We start from the raw sequence: 15,132 nt of genomic DNA, 5'->3' as shown, positions 1-15,132 counted from the left end.
GATCAGGTCGAGCATCCCATGCGGATCCTCGACTGCGCGACCGGCGACGGCGAGCAGGATATCACCCGGCTTGATCCCCCCCGCATCGGCCGGGCCGCCGCGCAGGACGCCGGCGATCAGCGCACCGCGAGTATCGGGCAGGCCGAAAGACTCGGCGAGATCGACGGTAATTTCCTGCGCCTCGACGCCAATCCAGCCGCGCGTAACTGTCCCCGTCGCGATGATCTGCTCCATGACATTGCGCGCAATCGAAATCGGAATCGCAAAACCGATGCCGAGCGAACCGCCGGAACGCGAGTAGATGGCGGTGTTGATGCCGATCAGGTTGCCGCGACTGTCCACCAGCGCCCCACCCGAATTGCCCGGATTGATCGCCGCGTCGGTCTGGATGAAGCTCTCGAAAGTATTGATCCCCAGGTGCGAGCGGCCGAGGGCCGAGATGATGCCCATGGTCACCGTCTGACCGACGCCGAAGGGGTTGCCAATGGCCAGGGTCACGTCGCCGACCAGAACGTCGTCCATCTGCCCAAAGGTGATCGCCGGCAATGGCAAGGCCAGCGCCTTGCCGTTGTCGGCGGTGATCTGCAGCACCGCCAGATCGGATTCCGGGTCACTGCCAACGAGGCGCGCATTCAGGTTACGGCCATCGCTGAGCGCGACCTCGATCTGGTCGGCGGATTCGACAACGTGGTTGTTCGTGAGAACATAGCCGCCGGAGCTGACAATGACGCCCGAGCCCAGGCCCGAACTGCTCGGCCCATCACCGCCCGGATCGTCACCGAAGAAGTGACGGAAAGCCGGGTCGTCGTACAGGGGATGACGACGCGCCCTGACCTTCTGTGCGGTAAAGATATGCACCACCGACGGCAGCGCCTTCTTCGCCGCCTGGCGATACGAGGGCGCAACGAGCGTCGGCGCCTCGCCCAGCGTCACCGACTCCTGCAGGGCAACGATACTGGTGCCGAATATCGGTGCCTTGCCGAGCCATTCGGGCTTAAGGGTACTGACGACGAAAAGAAGGGCGACACCAAAGGTCACCGTTTGTGCAAAAATCAGCCAGAGCCTGCGCATGGGCGAAACCGGAGCGAGTGAATGAAACGCGAAGAATTGACACGCTACCTGGACGAGATCCTGGACGCAGGCCGCTTCAAGGATTATTGCCCAAACGGACTGCAAGTGGAAGGACGGCCTGAAATCCGCAGCCTGGTCGCCGGCGTCACCGCCAGTCAGGCGCTGCTCGACGTCGCCGTCGCGCGTGCCGCCGACGTCATCCTGGTCCATCACGGCTGGTTCTGGCGCGGTGAAGACGGTCGCGTCACCGGCATCCGCCGAACACGTCTGCAAACCCTTCTGCACAATGACATCAACCTGATCGCCTATCACCTGCCGCTCGACAGCCATCCCCAGTTCGGCAACAACGCGCAGCTGGCCAAGCGCTTCGGCTGGCTGCCCGAAGGCCGCTTCGGCGAGCAGGACATCGGCTGGCACGGACGACTGGAAAAGCCGGCGACCGTCGCTGCGGTCAGCAAACACGTCGCTGCGGTGCTACAACGCGAGCCGCTGCTCATCGGCGACGGCGAGCGCCCGGTCAAGCGCGTCGCCTGGTGTTCAGGCGGTGCGCAAGGGCTCTTCGAAGAGGCCATCGCGCTGGGTGCAGACCTCTACCTGAGCGGCGAAATCTCCGAGCAGACGGTCCATCTGGCGCGCGAATCCGGCGTCGCCTACCTGGCCGCTGGTCACCATGCCAGCGAACGCTACGGCGTACAGGCGCTCGCTGCACACCTGGCCGAACGTTTCGGCCTCGACTGTCATTTCGCCGATCTCGACAACCCCGTCTGAAACCTTAAACCCCAAGGAGCAAGCATGCCCTACGTCTTTCCGCCCGCCGCCCAGGTGTGCGTACCCGTCGCTGGTAGTGACACCCTCTTCCCGGTGCGCCGGGTTTACTGCGTCGGGCAAAACTACGCTGCGCACGCAGCCGAAATGGGTGCCGACGGGCGCCAGCCACCGTTCTTCTTCAGCAAGCCCGCCGACGCGCTGGTGCCTGGCGGCGGCGATGTTCACTATCCACCGGCCACCGGCGATCTGCAGCATGAGGTCGAACTGGTGGTCGCGCTGTCCGGAGGAGGCGCTGCGGTCTCACCGGCAAAAGCCCTCGAATGGGTCTATGGCTACGCCGTGGGCCTTGATCTGACCCGTCGCGACCTGCAGCGCGCGGCCAAGGAGAAGGGCCACCCATGGGACATGGCCAAGGGTTTCGATCAAAGCGCACCGATCGGCGCCATCCAGCCGCGGGCCAGCATCGGTCATCCCGAGCACGGCGCCATCTCGCTCAAGGTCAATGGCCAGCTGCGCCAGAACGGCGACCTCGACCAGATGTCGTGGAAGGTCGCCGAGGTGATCGCCAATCTGTCGACCTACGTCGAGCTGGCGCCCGGTGACCTGATTTTCACCGGCACCCCGGCCGGCGTATCGAAGGTCCAACGCGGCGATGTGCTGGAAGCGAGTGTCGCCGGCGTCGGCGAACTCGCGGTGAAACTCGTCTGAAAGCCGTAGCGAGCTTGTCGAGCGCAGCGGCAACATTGCCGCCGCCTTGCCGAGCACGCCGATGCGCGAGGAGCGGCCACTGATACGCCTACTCGCAACGCCTGAAGACCACCGCATCGCGCAGCTTGCAGCAGCGGCAATCGGGCTATCGCTGATTGACGCGGCCATCCCGCTTCCCCTGCCGGGGGTCAAGCCCGGGCTGGCGAACATCGTCACGCTGATTGTTCTCGCACGTCACGGCTGGGCGGCGGCGGCCTGGGTCACCGGCCTGCGCGTCTTTGCCGGCGGCCTGCTGCTCGGCTACTTCCTTTCGCCGGGCTTCTTCATGAGCCTCACCGGCGCGCTCTTCAGCCTGCTGACGCTGGGACTGGCCTACCGCTTACCGAGACGCTGGTTCGGCCCGATCAGCTGGAGCATCCTGGCCGCATTCGCGCACATCGGCGGCCAACTCCTGCTGGCACGACTATGGCTGATTCCCCACAATGGCCTGTTTCTGATGGTCCCGTTTTTCGCCGTCGCCGCGCTCGTCTTCGGTATCATCAACGGCCTGCTGGCGACGCGCCTGCTCGAAGAGCTGGAAACTGACGTTCATGACCCGTCGAGCTACCCCAGGTCATGAACGTCATGAACGTTCCCCTCTCACTTGCAGTGCGCATTCCGGCTTGCACGCCGGAATCGTTCGCCGGGCAGGGAGCATGCTCCCCGAATTCCCCGCCTCACCCCTGGCCCTTCTCCCGCAGGGGGAGACGGGAGTTTCGTGAGTCGCTTACGCGACTTTCACATTGACATGACGGAGGTCGAAAATGCCTGAAACCATCTGCCTGGCCTTCACCGGCGCTCCGGAATGCCCTACGGCGTGCGTTTGCTCGAATGCCTGCTGGCCGCCGACTGCCGCGTGCAACTGCTCTACTCGCAGGTCGCACAGATCGTCGCCAAGCAGGAAATGGGGCTGGACTTGCCGGCACGCGCCAGCGACGCCCAGGCCACGCTGCAGGAACGCTATCGAGCCCTGCCCGGCAGGCTGGAAGTTTACGGCCGCGAAGAATGGTTTGCGCCGGTCGCCAGCGGCTCCAACCCGCCCGACGCGATGGTCATCTGCCCGTGCTCGATGGGAACCCTGGCGGCGATTGCCCAGGGACTGGCCAGCAAGCTGATCGAACGTGCGGCCGACGTCGTCCTCAAGGAGAACCGCAAGCTGATTCTGGTACCGCGCGAGACACCGCTGTCCGCCATCCATCTCGAGAACATGCTGCGCCTGGTGCGCGCGGGAGCGGTCATCCTGCCGCCCAACCCCGGTTTCTATAACCATCCGCAGTGCGTCGAGGACATGGTGGACTTCGTCGTGGCGCGAATTCTCGATCAACTGCGCGTCGCGCATACGCTGATCCCGCGCTGGGGCGCCGTCGCCGGCGAATGAGCGCCGGAGTCGTTGCCGAACAAGTACGCCTCGCGCGCCGGCCGGCGGGCGCGCGCACCCCTGGAAATGCGGCGACATGGCACCGGTTCCCGGCCTGACCCCGGACGACGTCGCGCAGATCACCGCCCTACGTGCAACTGGAGCAGCACAAGGTCGGCATTCGCGAGCTCCAGCGACGGCGATCCGGCCGAGGAGAAACACCAGACAGCGCTGCCATCTGCTCGCCGCCTACTTGCTCCCCGCCAGCGGCGTAAAACGCGCCTGCTCGGCCGCTTTTCCGGGCACGGTGATCGAGACGACGACCTTCATGTCCGGCGTCGACGCGTATGTGGCGCCGCCTTGCATGCGGTTGTCGCCGGCGGCGGTCAGCGTCGCAGTGCTCTTCTCCTTGCCAGCGAGGATGGTCGCCGTACCGGTCGCGCCGGCCGTCGCGATCTTGGCGCCGGCATGGTCGGTGACATGCACGACGACCGCGCTGTCCCTGGCTTCCCTGTTGTCGCTGGCGACCACCAGCTCGAAGTGATAGGGACCCGCCATGCGCAACTGGCCGCCATTGGCCCCTTTCTGGGTATCCAGATAGTCGTCGGAATGGGCGAGCAAGGGCTGGCTGGCGAGCATGAAGGCGCTGCTGGAGGCGGCGAGAAGCAGGGCTTTGATCGGTGGCATGGGGAAACTCCTTGTTGGTTGAAACAGGTTCAGCAGTCTCGGGGTCAGAAGCTTTCGCTGTCATGCGCGGCGAGCAGGCGCTGCAGCGCCGGCTTGCCCCACAACGAGAACATCAGCGGCGTCAGCAGGCTGTCGAGCAGGGTCGAGCTGATCAGCCCGCCGAAGATCACCACCGCCACCGGGTGCAGCACTTCCTTGCCCGGCGCGTCGGCCGAGAGCAACAAGGGCAGCAGCGCGAAAGCCGCCACCAGCGCCGTCATCAGCACCGGCGTCAGGCGCTCCAGCGAACCGCGGACGATCATGTGCTGGCCGAAAGTCTCGCCTTCGAAGGCGCACAGGTTGATGTAGTGGCTGATCTTGAGAATGCCGTTGCGGGTGGCAATGCCGGTCAGGGTGATGAAGCCGACCAGTGCAGCGACTGACAGCGGCTGCCCGGAAATCCACAGCGCGATGACACTGCCGACCAGCGCCAGCGGGATGTTGCCCATGATGATCAGGGTCAGAACTGCCGAACGGTAGCGGCTGTAGAGGACCATGAAGATCATCGTCAGCGAGATCGTCGCCAGCAGGCTGATCAGCCGCGCCGCCTCCTCCTGCGCCTGGAACTGCCCTTCTAGCGCGGTGAAATAGCCATCGGGTAGCGGTTTGGCAGCCAGTGCGCTGCGGATGTCGGCGATCACTTGCGACATGTCGCGGCCGTCGGTGTTTGCCGAGAGCACGATACGGCGCCGCGAGTTCTCGCGGCTGACCTGGTTGGGGCCGTCGCTTTCCTCGACGCTGGCGACTTTCGACAGCGGCACGTGCCCGGTCGGCGTTTCGATTAGCAAGTCGGCCAGCGCCTGCGGGCTGCGCGCGCTTTCCGGCAGGCGTACCAGCAGGTCGAAGCGACGATTGCCCTCGACGATCTCGGTGATCCGCTCGCCCTCGATCATCTGTTCGAGACTGCGCAGCAGATTGCCGGGGGCGACGCCGTAGCGCGCCGCCTGCTCGTAGTCGAGATGGATCTTCACTTGCGGGATGAGTACCTGTTTCTCGATCTGCAGATCGGTGACGCCGGGGATCTGCGCCAGCCGCGCGCGCAGTTCGGCGGCCAGGCCGCGCAGGGTGTCGAGGTCGTCGCCGTAGATCTTCAGCGCGATCTGGGCGCGCACGCCCGAGAGCAGGTGATCGAGGCGGTGCGAGATCGGCTGCCCGACATTGGACGCCGCCGGCAGCGTGGCCAGACGTTGCCGGATGTCGGCGATGATTTCGGCGCGGCCGCGATCGGAAGCCTTGAGGTCGACGTCCATCTCGGTGTAATGCACGCCTTCGGCATGTTCGTCGAGTTCGGCGCGCCCGGTACGCCGGCCGACCTTGGTCACCTCGGGAACCTGGGCGACGAGCTGCTCGGCGAGTGTGCCTATGCGGTTCGATTCGCTCAGCGCGGTGCCCGGGTTGAGCAGCACATTGACGGTCAGGGTGCCCTCGTTGAACGGCGGCAGGAAGGAACGCGGGAAGAAGGGCACACTGGCGGCGACCACCAGCACCAGCAGCAGCGCACCGATCAGCAGGCCACGCGCGCGTGCGAAGGACCAGTGCAGCAGGCGCGCGTCGACACGCTTGAGCCAGATCACCAGCGGGCTGTCGCCGGCATGCAGTTGCTGCATGCGCGGCAGCAGGTAGTAGGCCATCACCGGGGTCAGTGTCACCGAGACGATCATGCTGGCGAGAATCGAGACGATGTAGGCGACGCCGAGCGGCGTGAACAGGCGCCCCTCGATGCCCGGCAGGACGAACAGCGGCACGAACACCAGAACGATGATCAGCGTCGCGTAAACAATGGCCGAGCGCACTTCCAGGGTCGCCGCGGCGATCACCTCGACGACCGGGCGTGGCGTGCTGGCGGCGCAAGACATTTTCGACGCCGACGACAGCGTCGTCGACCAGTTCGCCAATCGCAATCGCCAGCCCGCCGAGGGTCATGGTGTTGATCGACAGGCCGAAGTAGCGGAAGACCAGCGCCGTCGCCAGCAGCGATACGGGAATCGCCATCAGCGAAATAATCGTCGTGCGCACGTTGAGCAGGAACAGGAAGAGAATCACCGCGACGAGGATCGCACCATCGCGCAGTGCCTCTTCGACGTTGTTCACCGAGTGCTCGATGAAATCGGCCTGCTTGAAGAGGAAGGACGGCGCCTCGATGCCTTCGGGCAGGCTCCTGGCGAGTTCGTCGATGGCTTTCTCGACTTCGCGAGTGAGCAACACGCTGTCGGCGGCCGGTTGCTTCTGCACCGAGAGAATCACCGCCGGCTTGCCCTGGAAACTTCCGTCGCCGCGCTTTATCGCCGGCGCCAGCTTGACGTCGGCGAGCTGCTTGAGAACGATCGGCTGGCCGTTCCTGACGGTGACCACCAGGTTCTGCAGATCCTCGATGCGCGCGCTGCGGCCGATCTGGCGGATCAGGTATTCGCGGCCCTGCACTTCGAGAAAACCGCCGCTGGTGTTGGCGCCGAAGTCGCGCAGCGCGGCTTCCAGCTTCTCGCGTTCGACGCCCAGGGCCTGCAGCTGCGCCGGGCGCAGTTCGACGCGGTACTGGCGCACTTCGCCGCCGATCGGGATCACCTGCGCGACGCCCGGGATGGTCAGCAGGCGTGGTCGCATCACCCAGTCGGCGTACTCGCGAACGGTCATCGGACTGACTTTGGCAGGGTCGGCAGGAATGGCGATGAGCAGGATCTCGCCCATGATCGACGAAATCGGCCCGAGCTGCGGGACCACCCCCGGCGGCAACTGATCGCGGACTAGGTTCAGGCGTTCGGCGATCTGCTGGCGGTTGCGGTAGATGTCGGAACCCCACTCGAACTCGACATAAATGATCGACAGGCCGATGCCGGAGACCGAGCGCACGCGCGTCACCCCGGGCATGCCGTTCATTCCCGATTCGATCGGGAAAGTGACCAGCTGCTCGACCTCCTCCGGCGCCATGCCGCCGGCTTCGGTCATCAGCGTCACCGTCGGCTTGTTGAGGTCGGGGAAGACATCGACCGGCATCTGGCGCAGGGTGATCGCGCCGTAGATGATCAGCAACAGCGAGATGCCGAGGACGAGCAGCCGTTGCTTGAGGCTGGCGCGGATAATCAGTTCGAACATGTCAGCGCACTTGCGAGAGCAGTCCGGCGCCCTCGATCACGACGCGATCGCCGTCGTGCAGGCCGTCGCTGATCGCAACCGTGTTCGCATCGAGCGCTTGCGGATGCACCCGGCGGGCGACAAAACGTTCGGCCTCGGTATGCACCCACACCGCCGTCTCGCCGGCACCGATGCGCGTCAGCGCCGAACGCGGCACGGCGGCGCCCTCGATCTCGTGCGCCGTGCGCACGATCACCTTGAGTGGTTGCCCGACGGCGACCAGGGTGTTCGGCGTGACGATGCGAAACAGCAGGGGCAGCGCCTGCTCACGCATCTGCCGGCCACCGCCGACGAAAGCGAGCTCCAGCGCGCTTTGCTCGGACAGGGCGCTGGCCGAAATCAGCGTCGCGCCAATGCCCGCCTGGTAGGCCAGTGCCTCCACCGCCAGCCGCGATGGGTCGATAATCTCGAAGAGGATTTCCTTGGCATCGACGACCTGACCGGCGACCAGGCTGCTGGCGCTGATCACGCCGGCCGCCGGTGCGCGCAGGGGCTCGGCGCCGTCGATGCTGGCGCTGGTCGCTGCCAGGCGCTTGCGCAGCGCGCCGCGCTCGATGCGTGCGGCTTCGATTTCCTTGTGCGCCACGGCCCCTTCAAGCGCTTGCAGCCGGCGCAGGCGTGCTTCGGCAATCGCCAACTCGCCGGCCAACTCCGCTTGCTGTGCCCTTTGGTTACCCCGCTCGATGGCACTGCTGACCGGGCGCAGGTAGGCCAGGATCTCGCCCTTGCTGACTTTCCTGCCGGGAACCGGCATGCCTTTCGGGCCGGGTTCGATGCTACCGGCAAACGTCGCCTGCACGCGGCCGCCGGTCTCCGGGTCGGCGATCACCTGGCCGTTGAGCTCGATCGTCGCGGAGAGCGGAGCGATGACGACGCGCTGGCTGCGCACGCCGATCTGCCGCTGCAGCGGCTTGGGCACGAACAGGCTGCCGTCAGGCAGGCGCTGCGGCGATGCGGCGTGGCGCCCGCTGGCCGTGGCGCCGTCGCCTGGCGTGCTGGCCGGCGCTGCTGCCGCGGCTTTGTTGTCCTGACTGTGATCCTCGTCGCCATGCGCCAGCGCGGCACTGGCGAAGCAGGACAGCGTGACGGAGGCGAAAATGCTGCGCAAGTTCATGCTTGGTGGCCTCGCGGGGATCGGTGTTGCCGGCGGCGCCGGAGCAGGAGCAAGGCGGCGCCGGCGAACAGCAGCCCGGCGGCCAGGAGCCAAACCGCCCACTCGCTCCAGGCATGGGTGTGCGGCGTAGCGGTGCTTGGCGGCTGCGAGGTATCGAGGATCAGCGATAGCAAATCAGCATTGTCGCTGGTCTCGATGCTGATGGTCAGCGGATGCCTGGCCGCCGGAAAGTCGGCGGCGAGTTGAAGGACGTAGGTACCGGGTGAGGTTTCGCTGGCCAGGCCTTGCGCATTGGTCACATCACTCTCGACTTCGACCTTGGCACCCGCCACCGGCTCGTTGCTCGCGAAGCGATCGACATAGACCAGCAGTTTCCGGTCTTCGAGGACGGCGACGACTTCGAAGTCGGCGGTGGCGGCACTGGCCCGTGGCGCGACGCTCTGGCTGAGCGCCGGGGGCGGCGCGCCATGATCTTCGCCACCGTGGCCAAAGGCCGAAAACGCGACCGTCAGCAGGGCGGTGGCCAGAAGCTGCTTCACGACAACACTCTCACGGCAGCACTCCCAGGGTCTGATTGAGGCGCGAAATGGCCGCCGCACGGGCAATCCCCTGGCGGCCGAGAAAAGTGTCGGCAGCGTAAGCGGCAGAACGAATACGCAGCAGCGTTGCCAGATCGGCTTCGCCCAGGGCAAAGCTTTTTTCCGCCAGGCGCAGGCTGTCGCTGCTCAGCGTGCGCCGCTGCTCGGCGAGCGCGTACTGGCGCTCGGCGGCCTGCAAAGCTTGGCGGGCACGCATGGCGTCGAGCTCGACGCGCTGCTCGAGGCGCTGCATTTCAGCGTCGCTCTGATCGGCCTCGGCCTGCGCCGCCGAGCTTTCACGGCGCACCAGGGCCCCTGAAGAAAAGGGGATCTTCAGACGGATGCCGATGCTGTCCGAATACGATTCATTGAAGTCGCTGCGTTCGCGAAGCGCGAGCAAGCTCACTTCGGGCGCCGCGCGCCGCGACTCTTCAGCGACCTTGACCTTGGCGCGGGCACTGCGCGAAGCGGCTGCGGCGGCGGTCAGCTGCGGGTGCAAGGGTGAGGGTGAAAAGGTCTCCGGTGCCAACGGCTTTGTGCCGCCATGCCCTGGCGTCGCCGGCCGTTCGGCGCTGATCGACGACGGCGCGGGTGCCCCGGTGAGTGCGCGAAAGACGTGCTCCGCCTGCAGCAAGGAGCTGTCGGCGTCGATCGACTCGGCTTCGGCGGCCTGCATTTCCATTTGTGCCAGGTTGGCGTCGATCCGCGACAGATCACCAGCCTGGTAGCGACGCTGGACTTCGCTTGCCAGCGCGCGCGCAGTCTCCAGGCGACCCACCGCCAGGCGGGCACTATTGCGCGCTGCGGCCAGCGTCCACCACGCCTCGCGCAGCGCGCCGGCGAGTTCCAGGCGCAGGGCGGCGCGCCTGGCGCCGACTTCATCGAAGCGGCTCTCGGCCTCGGCTTCGCGGGCCGCTTTCTGTCCGGGCAACCACAGGTAGGCGTTCAGCTCGACGGCGATCTCGCGCTTGCCGCGATTGCTGTTCAGCTGGTCGTTGAGCGCGCCGACGCTGACCGACCCCGGCTCCGGCGTCAGCCCCGAGGCCAGTTCCTGCGCCGCGCGCGCTTCGCCCTCGCGGGCGTCCACTGCTTTCGCCTGCGGGTTTCTTAGCCACGCCTCTTCGAGCCAGAATCCCAGGCTGCCTTCCGGCGCCGCTGGCGGCGAAGCGGCCATTCCCGACAGGCTCAGTAGCACACCGACCAGGCACGCTGCCAAGCGCAATGGCCAGCACACGGCGCGCTGCGAGTGCGGCGAGTGCGCCGGATCAAGGTCTGCTGTCATTCCATGGCTGGTAAAAACCGCGGCCGGAAGCCTTGCGCTGTGGCGCAAAACAGCCTGCGCCCACATCCCCAACTTCTCGCGGTCGTCAGGCACCTCTTCGACCCTGAGGCTGGTCACCGCGAAACCCTTGCCGCCAGGATCCTCGGCCCAGCCGCCACCACAAGCGCAAGTGGCGCTCTTGAAAACCTCGACCCGCGCAGCATCCCGGGCGAATGCATTGGCAGACGATACGACGGCGGGCGCGACGAGAAGGCGAGAAGGCGAAATGGCTTCATGACAAGATCCCGTTCCGGGAGTTGAACTGGCAAGTGACATCTGGTGGCGCATTCTGCATAACTTGCCCGCACAGCAGGCTGACGCCCGGATTACATTCCTGTAACTTCTGGCGAGCGGCCATTCGCGCCGGGGAAGCCGGGCGAAAAATCCCGCAGTCGGAAGCTCGGCCGGCATCGACCCGGAGCGGCCCAATGACCGCTGCGATCTCAATGACCGCTGCGATCGCACTGGCAGCTTACGGATCCCAAAGCTGCCGGAGGCGGGGATCACTGATCCGGCGGCAGTTCGGCCAATGCTGCCGCTGGACCGTCAGACGCATTGCGACCGATCAGGACCGGTTAGCGGCCGCTCGACTCTGCTGGTCAAGGGACGACCCGTCCGTCGGCCATTGCACACGTTCGACAGCTGAGCCAAGAGATGGTACCAAGGGCGCGCAACCGTGGTTTGTCTCCGAATGTCCCACTCGGGTGGAGCGCACCTGGTATCTGGTTGAGAATGGCGTCCGGCACGGCTACGGCACTGGCGGACCATGGTTCAATCGGCTAGGCCATGAGCATTGCTACTTTCGTCGATTGACGCCAACTCGTACGGGCCCGTATACTCATCAAAGAGCCATTTGATTTCTTATCGGTAACGCGACATGAGTCTCGAGCACCTCCTTCCATTCGCTGGGGACCACGCTATCCAAAGCGCTGTGGTCGTCGTTGAATGGGCAGCGCCTGGTGGTTCCGGGCATCTAACGGCCGACGTCCTGCAGGAACTGCAGGACGTGGCTGCGCCAAAGCTTGCCCACCTCGGCCTTACCGCAAACGAGAAGCTCAACGTCTTTGAAGTCCAGATGGGTCCCGGACAAGCGACTTCGCACTCATCTCAACTTGCTGGCGGATTCAAGGCCAGCCGTTCCTCATCTACGGGTGAGGAAGCACGCAGCGTTATGCTGACACGTGAGAATTGCATCATCCAGATCAATGACTACATGCGCTGGGCACAGGCCAAGGACCATATTCGAGAGTACTGGAACGTTTTGCTTCCGATCGTCGGGAAGACCGCGCCAATTTTGCACCTGACCTTGCAGTTCAATGATGTATTTCTCTGGAGGGCTCCCCCCGACGAGCTGATCATGACTGAAGTGTTCAAGCACGATACAACTTGGCTACCGCAACACGCATTCAGCCTACAGAACCTGTGGCACTCGCATCACGGGTATTTTTGTGACCAAGCATCCCCCTGCAAGTTTAGGCAGCTGGACAACGTTAACGTCAGCCGAACCATGGTCAACAACATAGAGTCAGTGCAAGCCCTAGTCGCACACCGCGCCAGCTTTACGGACGCCATCTGGGTGAAGCAGCCTCTTTCCGACGAGGATGTGATTTCGCAGGTTCTCGATAAGTTTCATGGCGACAACAAGAAGATACTGGCAGGCCTCTTTAGCGATGAGGTGCTGCGCAAAATCAACCTGCTTTCGATCTGATTAGGGAGACATACGTGCTTGCCAAGGTCACCACTATTCTCGCCATGCCGGCCGTGGCGTACGGATTGGCTACCGCGCGCCCAGAGTTCGAGCGTTACGTCGACAGCTACGAACGAACACCATTGGTCAGCCGCCAGGACACGGAACACGCTCTGTTTCAACGTACGCCAGCCGCGACCGAGATGTGCCTGCAGTTGGGCGCCTCGTCCGGCGTGCATAGCAAACGAGAACTACTTCAACGATTAATTGGGCAGTTTGCCGCTACTCATAGTGGTTGGAACGGAGAAGGAAGTGTAGCGCCAAGCGCCGTGGCGGTAAATGCAGCTAGGACGTTCCTGGAATCCATACCTCCTGGAATCGCGCTGCCTACGCCGATGCTGACTGAGATCGGCGAGATGGAGTTCTACTGGAGCCTACCCACCGGGTATGCCGATATCAGCTTCGACGCCGAAGGTATCGGATCGTTTTTCGTCCGTGACCAGGATGGCAACGAGTTCTTCGCGGAGAGCCTTGCGCCAGACTTTCGCCAATTTCCGGAACAAGAACGGATCATTTCCGTACTGGCACCACACCTGCTCGTGACGGCTGCGTGAGTCGCGCGTCAAATCGCGATGGCGCTCACGGTTTTCGAGACTGCCGCTTGCGCTGAGCAACTGGCCAAATCCCTCCAGTTGCTGACAGAGACAGAGCAACTGAACCTGGAGAGTGTAGGCGTAAGCGTTTACTCGCCAGGGCCGATTTGCGACGCGGAGCCATTGTTCCGCGCGGTTGATCAGCCAGTACACTTCCAGAACGGCGAAATCGTTCCGACAGCCTTCGACGACTCCAAGATTCGAGGGATGTCCGTCAACAGAAGGTTGCATATCAGTGTCGATGATGCATTGCAGTTGGCGACTTCCAGGGTGGCGATGGTCAACCAGCGCAAAGCGCAAGAAGTGCCCGCATCGGGGAGTCAACCTACAGCGCACAAGAGGAGGGTGGTTGCCTACACCATCTTCAAAACATCCGACATAAGGGCATTAGTGCACGGACACGAACCCGACTCAGGGCGCCGGGCCTTTGGCGTGTATGACACGGCAACGGAAGGCGATAACAGCCACGGCGACGTCTTCTTCTTGCTGCCGGGAAAACAGGCTTGGCGCAGCGTGCGTAGTAGACTCTACGATCTAGCAAAGAATGGACTAGTCATCTTGGAAAATCGAGCCTGAGTGGTGCTGGCGATAGCCGCTTGCGACCCTTATGGAAAGCTTTCCATAAGGGTCGTTATGCAAAGTCGTCGATTATGGAAAGTCGCTGATTGCAGCGCGCACCGATCGCTGGTGAGCAGCGGCAAGCGTGCGCTGCGGGGTTTCCATAATCACAAGGTCTTCAGGAAGTGGATCAGGGTGTCAGGAGCCCGGTAGCGCTGGATTTTAGCGTCGGGTTCGCGGAGTCTGGCCAGTGCCCTTTCCTTCATGGCGAGATCGGCCTCGACGTACTGGTGAGTGGTCACTGGGCTCTCGTGCCCGAGCCAAAGCGCGATCACGCTGATGTCGACGCCGGCCTGCAACAGGTGCATTGCCGTGGTGTGGCGAATCACGTGGGGCGAGACCTTGCGTTTTGCCAAATCAGGGTAGGCAGTGGTCGCGGTTTGCACCGCCAAGGCCAATCGGAGGGAGACGTTGGCACGCGTCATCGCCTGTCCGTTTCGGTTGGGCAGCAACGGCGAAGCTGCCTCGAACTGAGGATTTTGCTTCCGCCAAGCTCGGATCGCCCTGACCGTCGAGCGCCAGAGCGGAACGCTGCGCTGCTTGCGGCCCTTGCCGTGCAGATGTACGCAAGCTGCACGATCCTCCACAACCACCTCACCGACCTTGACTCCGATGATCTCGGACACGCGCGCACCCGTGTTGTAAAGCATCAGGAAGAGCACATGGTCACGCTGACCGATCCAGGTTCCATCCGGCGCGTCGATCACGGCGAGCATCTCCTCGCGGGACAGGTAACCGAACATCGGCCGCTCGAAGCGCTTCACCGGTATGCCGAGCGCGCGCTCGACGATTCGCAGCGACGACACATCCCGGTGGCCAGCAAACTTGAGGAATGAGCGAAGCGCAGCCAAGCGCGCGTTACGACTGCGCACGCAGTTGTGGCGCTGCTGTTCAAGATGGTTGAGAAACGCCGTGATCAGCTCGGGCGTCATGTCCGCGAGCGTCATGGCGGTGGGCGACTTGCCCAATCGGCACTGAGCGAACGCCAGGAAGAGCACAAAGGCATCGCGGTAGGCAGCGACGGTCTGTGGGCTGAGCGCCCGCTGCTGGGTGAGGTAGTCGGCGAAGTAGGCCTGCACGAGCGTGGCGAATGACGGCGGTGTGGCGGGCTTACTCATCGTCGGCTCCTGCGAGATCGACGAAGCGCTCGAACTTGCCGCCGGCCAGTGCCATCAGTTCTGGCACCGCCGAGAGATACCAGTACGTATGCGAGATCTTGGTGTGGCCCAGGTAGGTCGACAAGGCCAGCATCATCTGGTCGACATCGGTGCCTTCGCTATGCCAACGCACCAAGCGCCTGACGGCAAAGGTATGCCGATAATTCCGAGACCGGAATTAACGCCATAACTCCGAGACCGGGATT

13 protein-coding genes and 2 pseudogenes are annotated in these 15,132 nt (G+C 64.0%); 7 read left to right on the top strand and 8 right to left on the bottom strand.

Annotation, left to right across the window (positions count from 1 at the left end; all coding sequences use genetic code 11):
- The coding region (locus E4Q23_RS19520) for a trypsin-like peptidase domain-containing protein (RefSeq protein ID WP_169068187.1) at positions 1-1,071 on the bottom strand (1,071 nt) is incomplete at its 3' end.
- Positions 1,072-1,092: 21 nt separating this feature from the next.
- On the opposite strand from E4Q23_RS19520, the gene E4Q23_RS19515 reads away from it, so the two are divergent.
- The 4 genes and pseudogenes from E4Q23_RS19515 (at position 1,093) to E4Q23_RS19500 (ending at position 3,964) form a co-directional block, all read left to right on the top strand.
- A complete protein-coding gene (locus E4Q23_RS19515; protein WP_169068186.1) occupies positions 1,093-1,839 on the top strand; it encodes a Nif3-like dinuclear metal center hexameric protein in 747 nt (248 codons plus the stop codon).
- Between the two features lie 24 nt (positions 1,840-1,863).
- On the top strand, positions 1,864-2,547 hold the full coding sequence (locus E4Q23_RS19510) for a fumarylacetoacetate hydrolase family protein (protein WP_169068185.1): 684 nt from the start codon (positions 1,864-1,866) through the stop codon (positions 2,545-2,547).
- A 61-nt stretch (positions 2,548-2,608) separates the two neighbouring features.
- Complete coding sequence (locus tag E4Q23_RS19505; RefSeq protein ID WP_169068184.1) at positions 2,609-3,166, top strand: Gx transporter family protein; 558 nt, start codon at positions 2,609-2,611, stop codon at positions 3,164-3,166.
- Positions 3,167-3,350: 184 nt separating this feature from the next.
- A pseudogene (locus tag E4Q23_RS19500) lies at positions 3,351-3,964 on the top strand (flavin prenyltransferase UbiX).
- 228 nt (positions 3,965-4,192) lie between these two features.
- Here E4Q23_RS19500 and E4Q23_RS19495 read toward each other — a convergent pair.
- The 5 genes and pseudogenes from E4Q23_RS19495 to E4Q23_RS19475 all read right to left on the bottom strand — a co-directional run bounded on the left by E4Q23_RS19495 (position 4,193) and on the right by E4Q23_RS19475 (position 11,087).
- On the bottom strand, positions 4,193-4,630 hold the full coding sequence (locus tag E4Q23_RS19495) for a hypothetical protein (RefSeq protein ID WP_169068183.1): 438 nt from the start codon (positions 4,628-4,630) through the stop codon (positions 4,193-4,195).
- Positions 4,631-4,674: 44 nt separating this feature from the next.
- A pseudogene (locus E4Q23_RS19490) lies at positions 4,675-7,759 on the bottom strand (efflux RND transporter permease subunit).
- 1 nt (position 7,760) lies between these two features.
- The gene (locus E4Q23_RS19485) at positions 7,761-8,912 is read right to left on the bottom strand and encodes an efflux RND transporter periplasmic adaptor subunit (RefSeq protein WP_169068182.1); all 1,152 of its coding nucleotides are present in this window, start codon (positions 8,910-8,912) and stop codon (positions 7,761-7,763) included.
- On the bottom strand, positions 8,909-9,451 hold the full coding sequence (locus E4Q23_RS19480) for an LPXTG cell wall anchor domain-containing protein (RefSeq protein WP_169068181.1): 543 nt from the start codon (positions 9,449-9,451) through the stop codon (positions 8,909-8,911). The genes E4Q23_RS19485 and E4Q23_RS19480 overlap by 4 nt, the downstream gene beginning before the upstream one ends.
- A 10-nt stretch (positions 9,452-9,461) precedes the next feature.
- Positions 9,462-11,087, bottom strand: a complete 1,626-nt coding sequence (locus E4Q23_RS19475) for a TolC family protein (RefSeq protein ID WP_248595594.1) — start codon at positions 11,085-11,087, stop codon at positions 9,462-9,464.
- A gap of 601 nt (positions 11,088-11,688) precedes the next feature.
- Between E4Q23_RS19475 and E4Q23_RS19470 the strand changes: the two genes are divergently transcribed.
- From E4Q23_RS19470 to E4Q23_RS19460, 3 genes are read left to right on the top strand one after another with little or no spacing between them, the layout of a single operon-like run.
- Entirely contained in the window at positions 11,689-12,519 is an 831-nt protein-coding gene (locus tag E4Q23_RS19470) for a TIGR04255 family protein (protein ID WP_169068180.1), read from the top strand.
- Positions 12,520-12,533: 14 nt separating this feature from the next.
- The gene (locus tag E4Q23_RS19465; RefSeq protein ID WP_169068179.1) at positions 12,534-13,112 is read left to right on the top strand and encodes a hypothetical protein; all 579 of its coding nucleotides are present in this window, start codon (positions 12,534-12,536) and stop codon (positions 13,110-13,112) included.
- Between the two features lie 18 nt (positions 13,113-13,130).
- Positions 13,131-13,727, top strand: coding sequence for a hypothetical protein (locus tag E4Q23_RS19460; protein WP_169068178.1), 597 nt, complete (start codon positions 13,131-13,133; stop codon positions 13,725-13,727).
- 149 nt (positions 13,728-13,876) lie between these two features.
- Here the strand turns inward: E4Q23_RS19460 and E4Q23_RS19455 are convergent, their stop codons facing one another.
- Together E4Q23_RS19455 and E4Q23_RS19450 are read right to left on the bottom strand one after the other, a co-directional pair.
- Positions 13,877-14,887 (bottom strand): tyrosine-type recombinase/integrase, encoded by a 1,011-nt coding sequence (locus E4Q23_RS19455; RefSeq protein ID WP_169068177.1) that lies wholly within the window; start codon positions 14,885-14,887, stop codon positions 13,877-13,879.
- Positions 14,880-15,059 carry a hypothetical protein gene (locus E4Q23_RS19450; RefSeq protein WP_423753364.1) on the bottom strand — a complete coding sequence of 60 codons (180 nt, stop codon included), beginning with the start codon at positions 15,057-15,059 and terminating at the stop codon, positions 14,880-14,882. Before E4Q23_RS19450 ends, E4Q23_RS19455 begins: the two co-directional genes overlap by 8 nt.
- Positions 15,060-15,132: the final 73 nt, after the last annotated feature.

It is taken from the genome of Candidatus Accumulibacter phosphatis, assembly GCF_012939955.1.
GTDB lineage: Bacteria > Pseudomonadota > Gammaproteobacteria > Burkholderiales > Rhodocyclaceae > Accumulibacter > Accumulibacter delftensis.
The sequence above is the reverse complement of the archived record's forward strand: the minus strand, read 5'-3'. Positions and strand labels throughout refer to the sequence as shown.

Coding starts and splice junctions, on each gene's coding strand:
- E4Q23_RS19515 (WP_169068186.1), top strand. CDS start 1,093: ATGAAACGCGAAGAATTGACACGCTACCTGGACGAGATCCTGGACGCA.
- E4Q23_RS19510 (WP_169068185.1), top strand. CDS start 1,864: ATGCCCTACGTCTTTCCGCCCGCCGCCCAGGTGTGCGTACCCGTCGCT.
- E4Q23_RS19505 (WP_169068184.1), top strand. CDS start 2,609: ATGCGCGAGGAGCGGCCACTGATACGCCTACTCGCAACGCCTGAAGAC.
- E4Q23_RS19495 (WP_169068183.1), bottom strand. CDS start 4,630: ATGCCACCGATCAAAGCCCTGCTTCTCGCCGCCTCCAGCAGCGCCTTC.
- E4Q23_RS19485 (WP_169068182.1), bottom strand. CDS start 8,912: ATGAACTTGCGCAGCATTTTCGCCTCCGTCACGCTGTCCTGCTTCGCC.
- E4Q23_RS19475 (WP_248595594.1), bottom strand. CDS start 11,087: ATGTCACTTGCCAGTTCAACTCCCGGAACGGGATCTTGTCATGAAGCC.
- E4Q23_RS19470 (WP_169068180.1), top strand. CDS start 11,689: ATGAGTCTCGAGCACCTCCTTCCATTCGCTGGGGACCACGCTATCCAA.
- E4Q23_RS19460 (WP_169068178.1), top strand. CDS start 13,131: ATGGCGCTCACGGTTTTCGAGACTGCCGCTTGCGCTGAGCAACTGGCC.
- E4Q23_RS19455 (WP_169068177.1), bottom strand. CDS start 14,887: ATGAGTAAGCCCGCCACACCGCCGTCATTCGCCACGCTCGTGCAGGCC.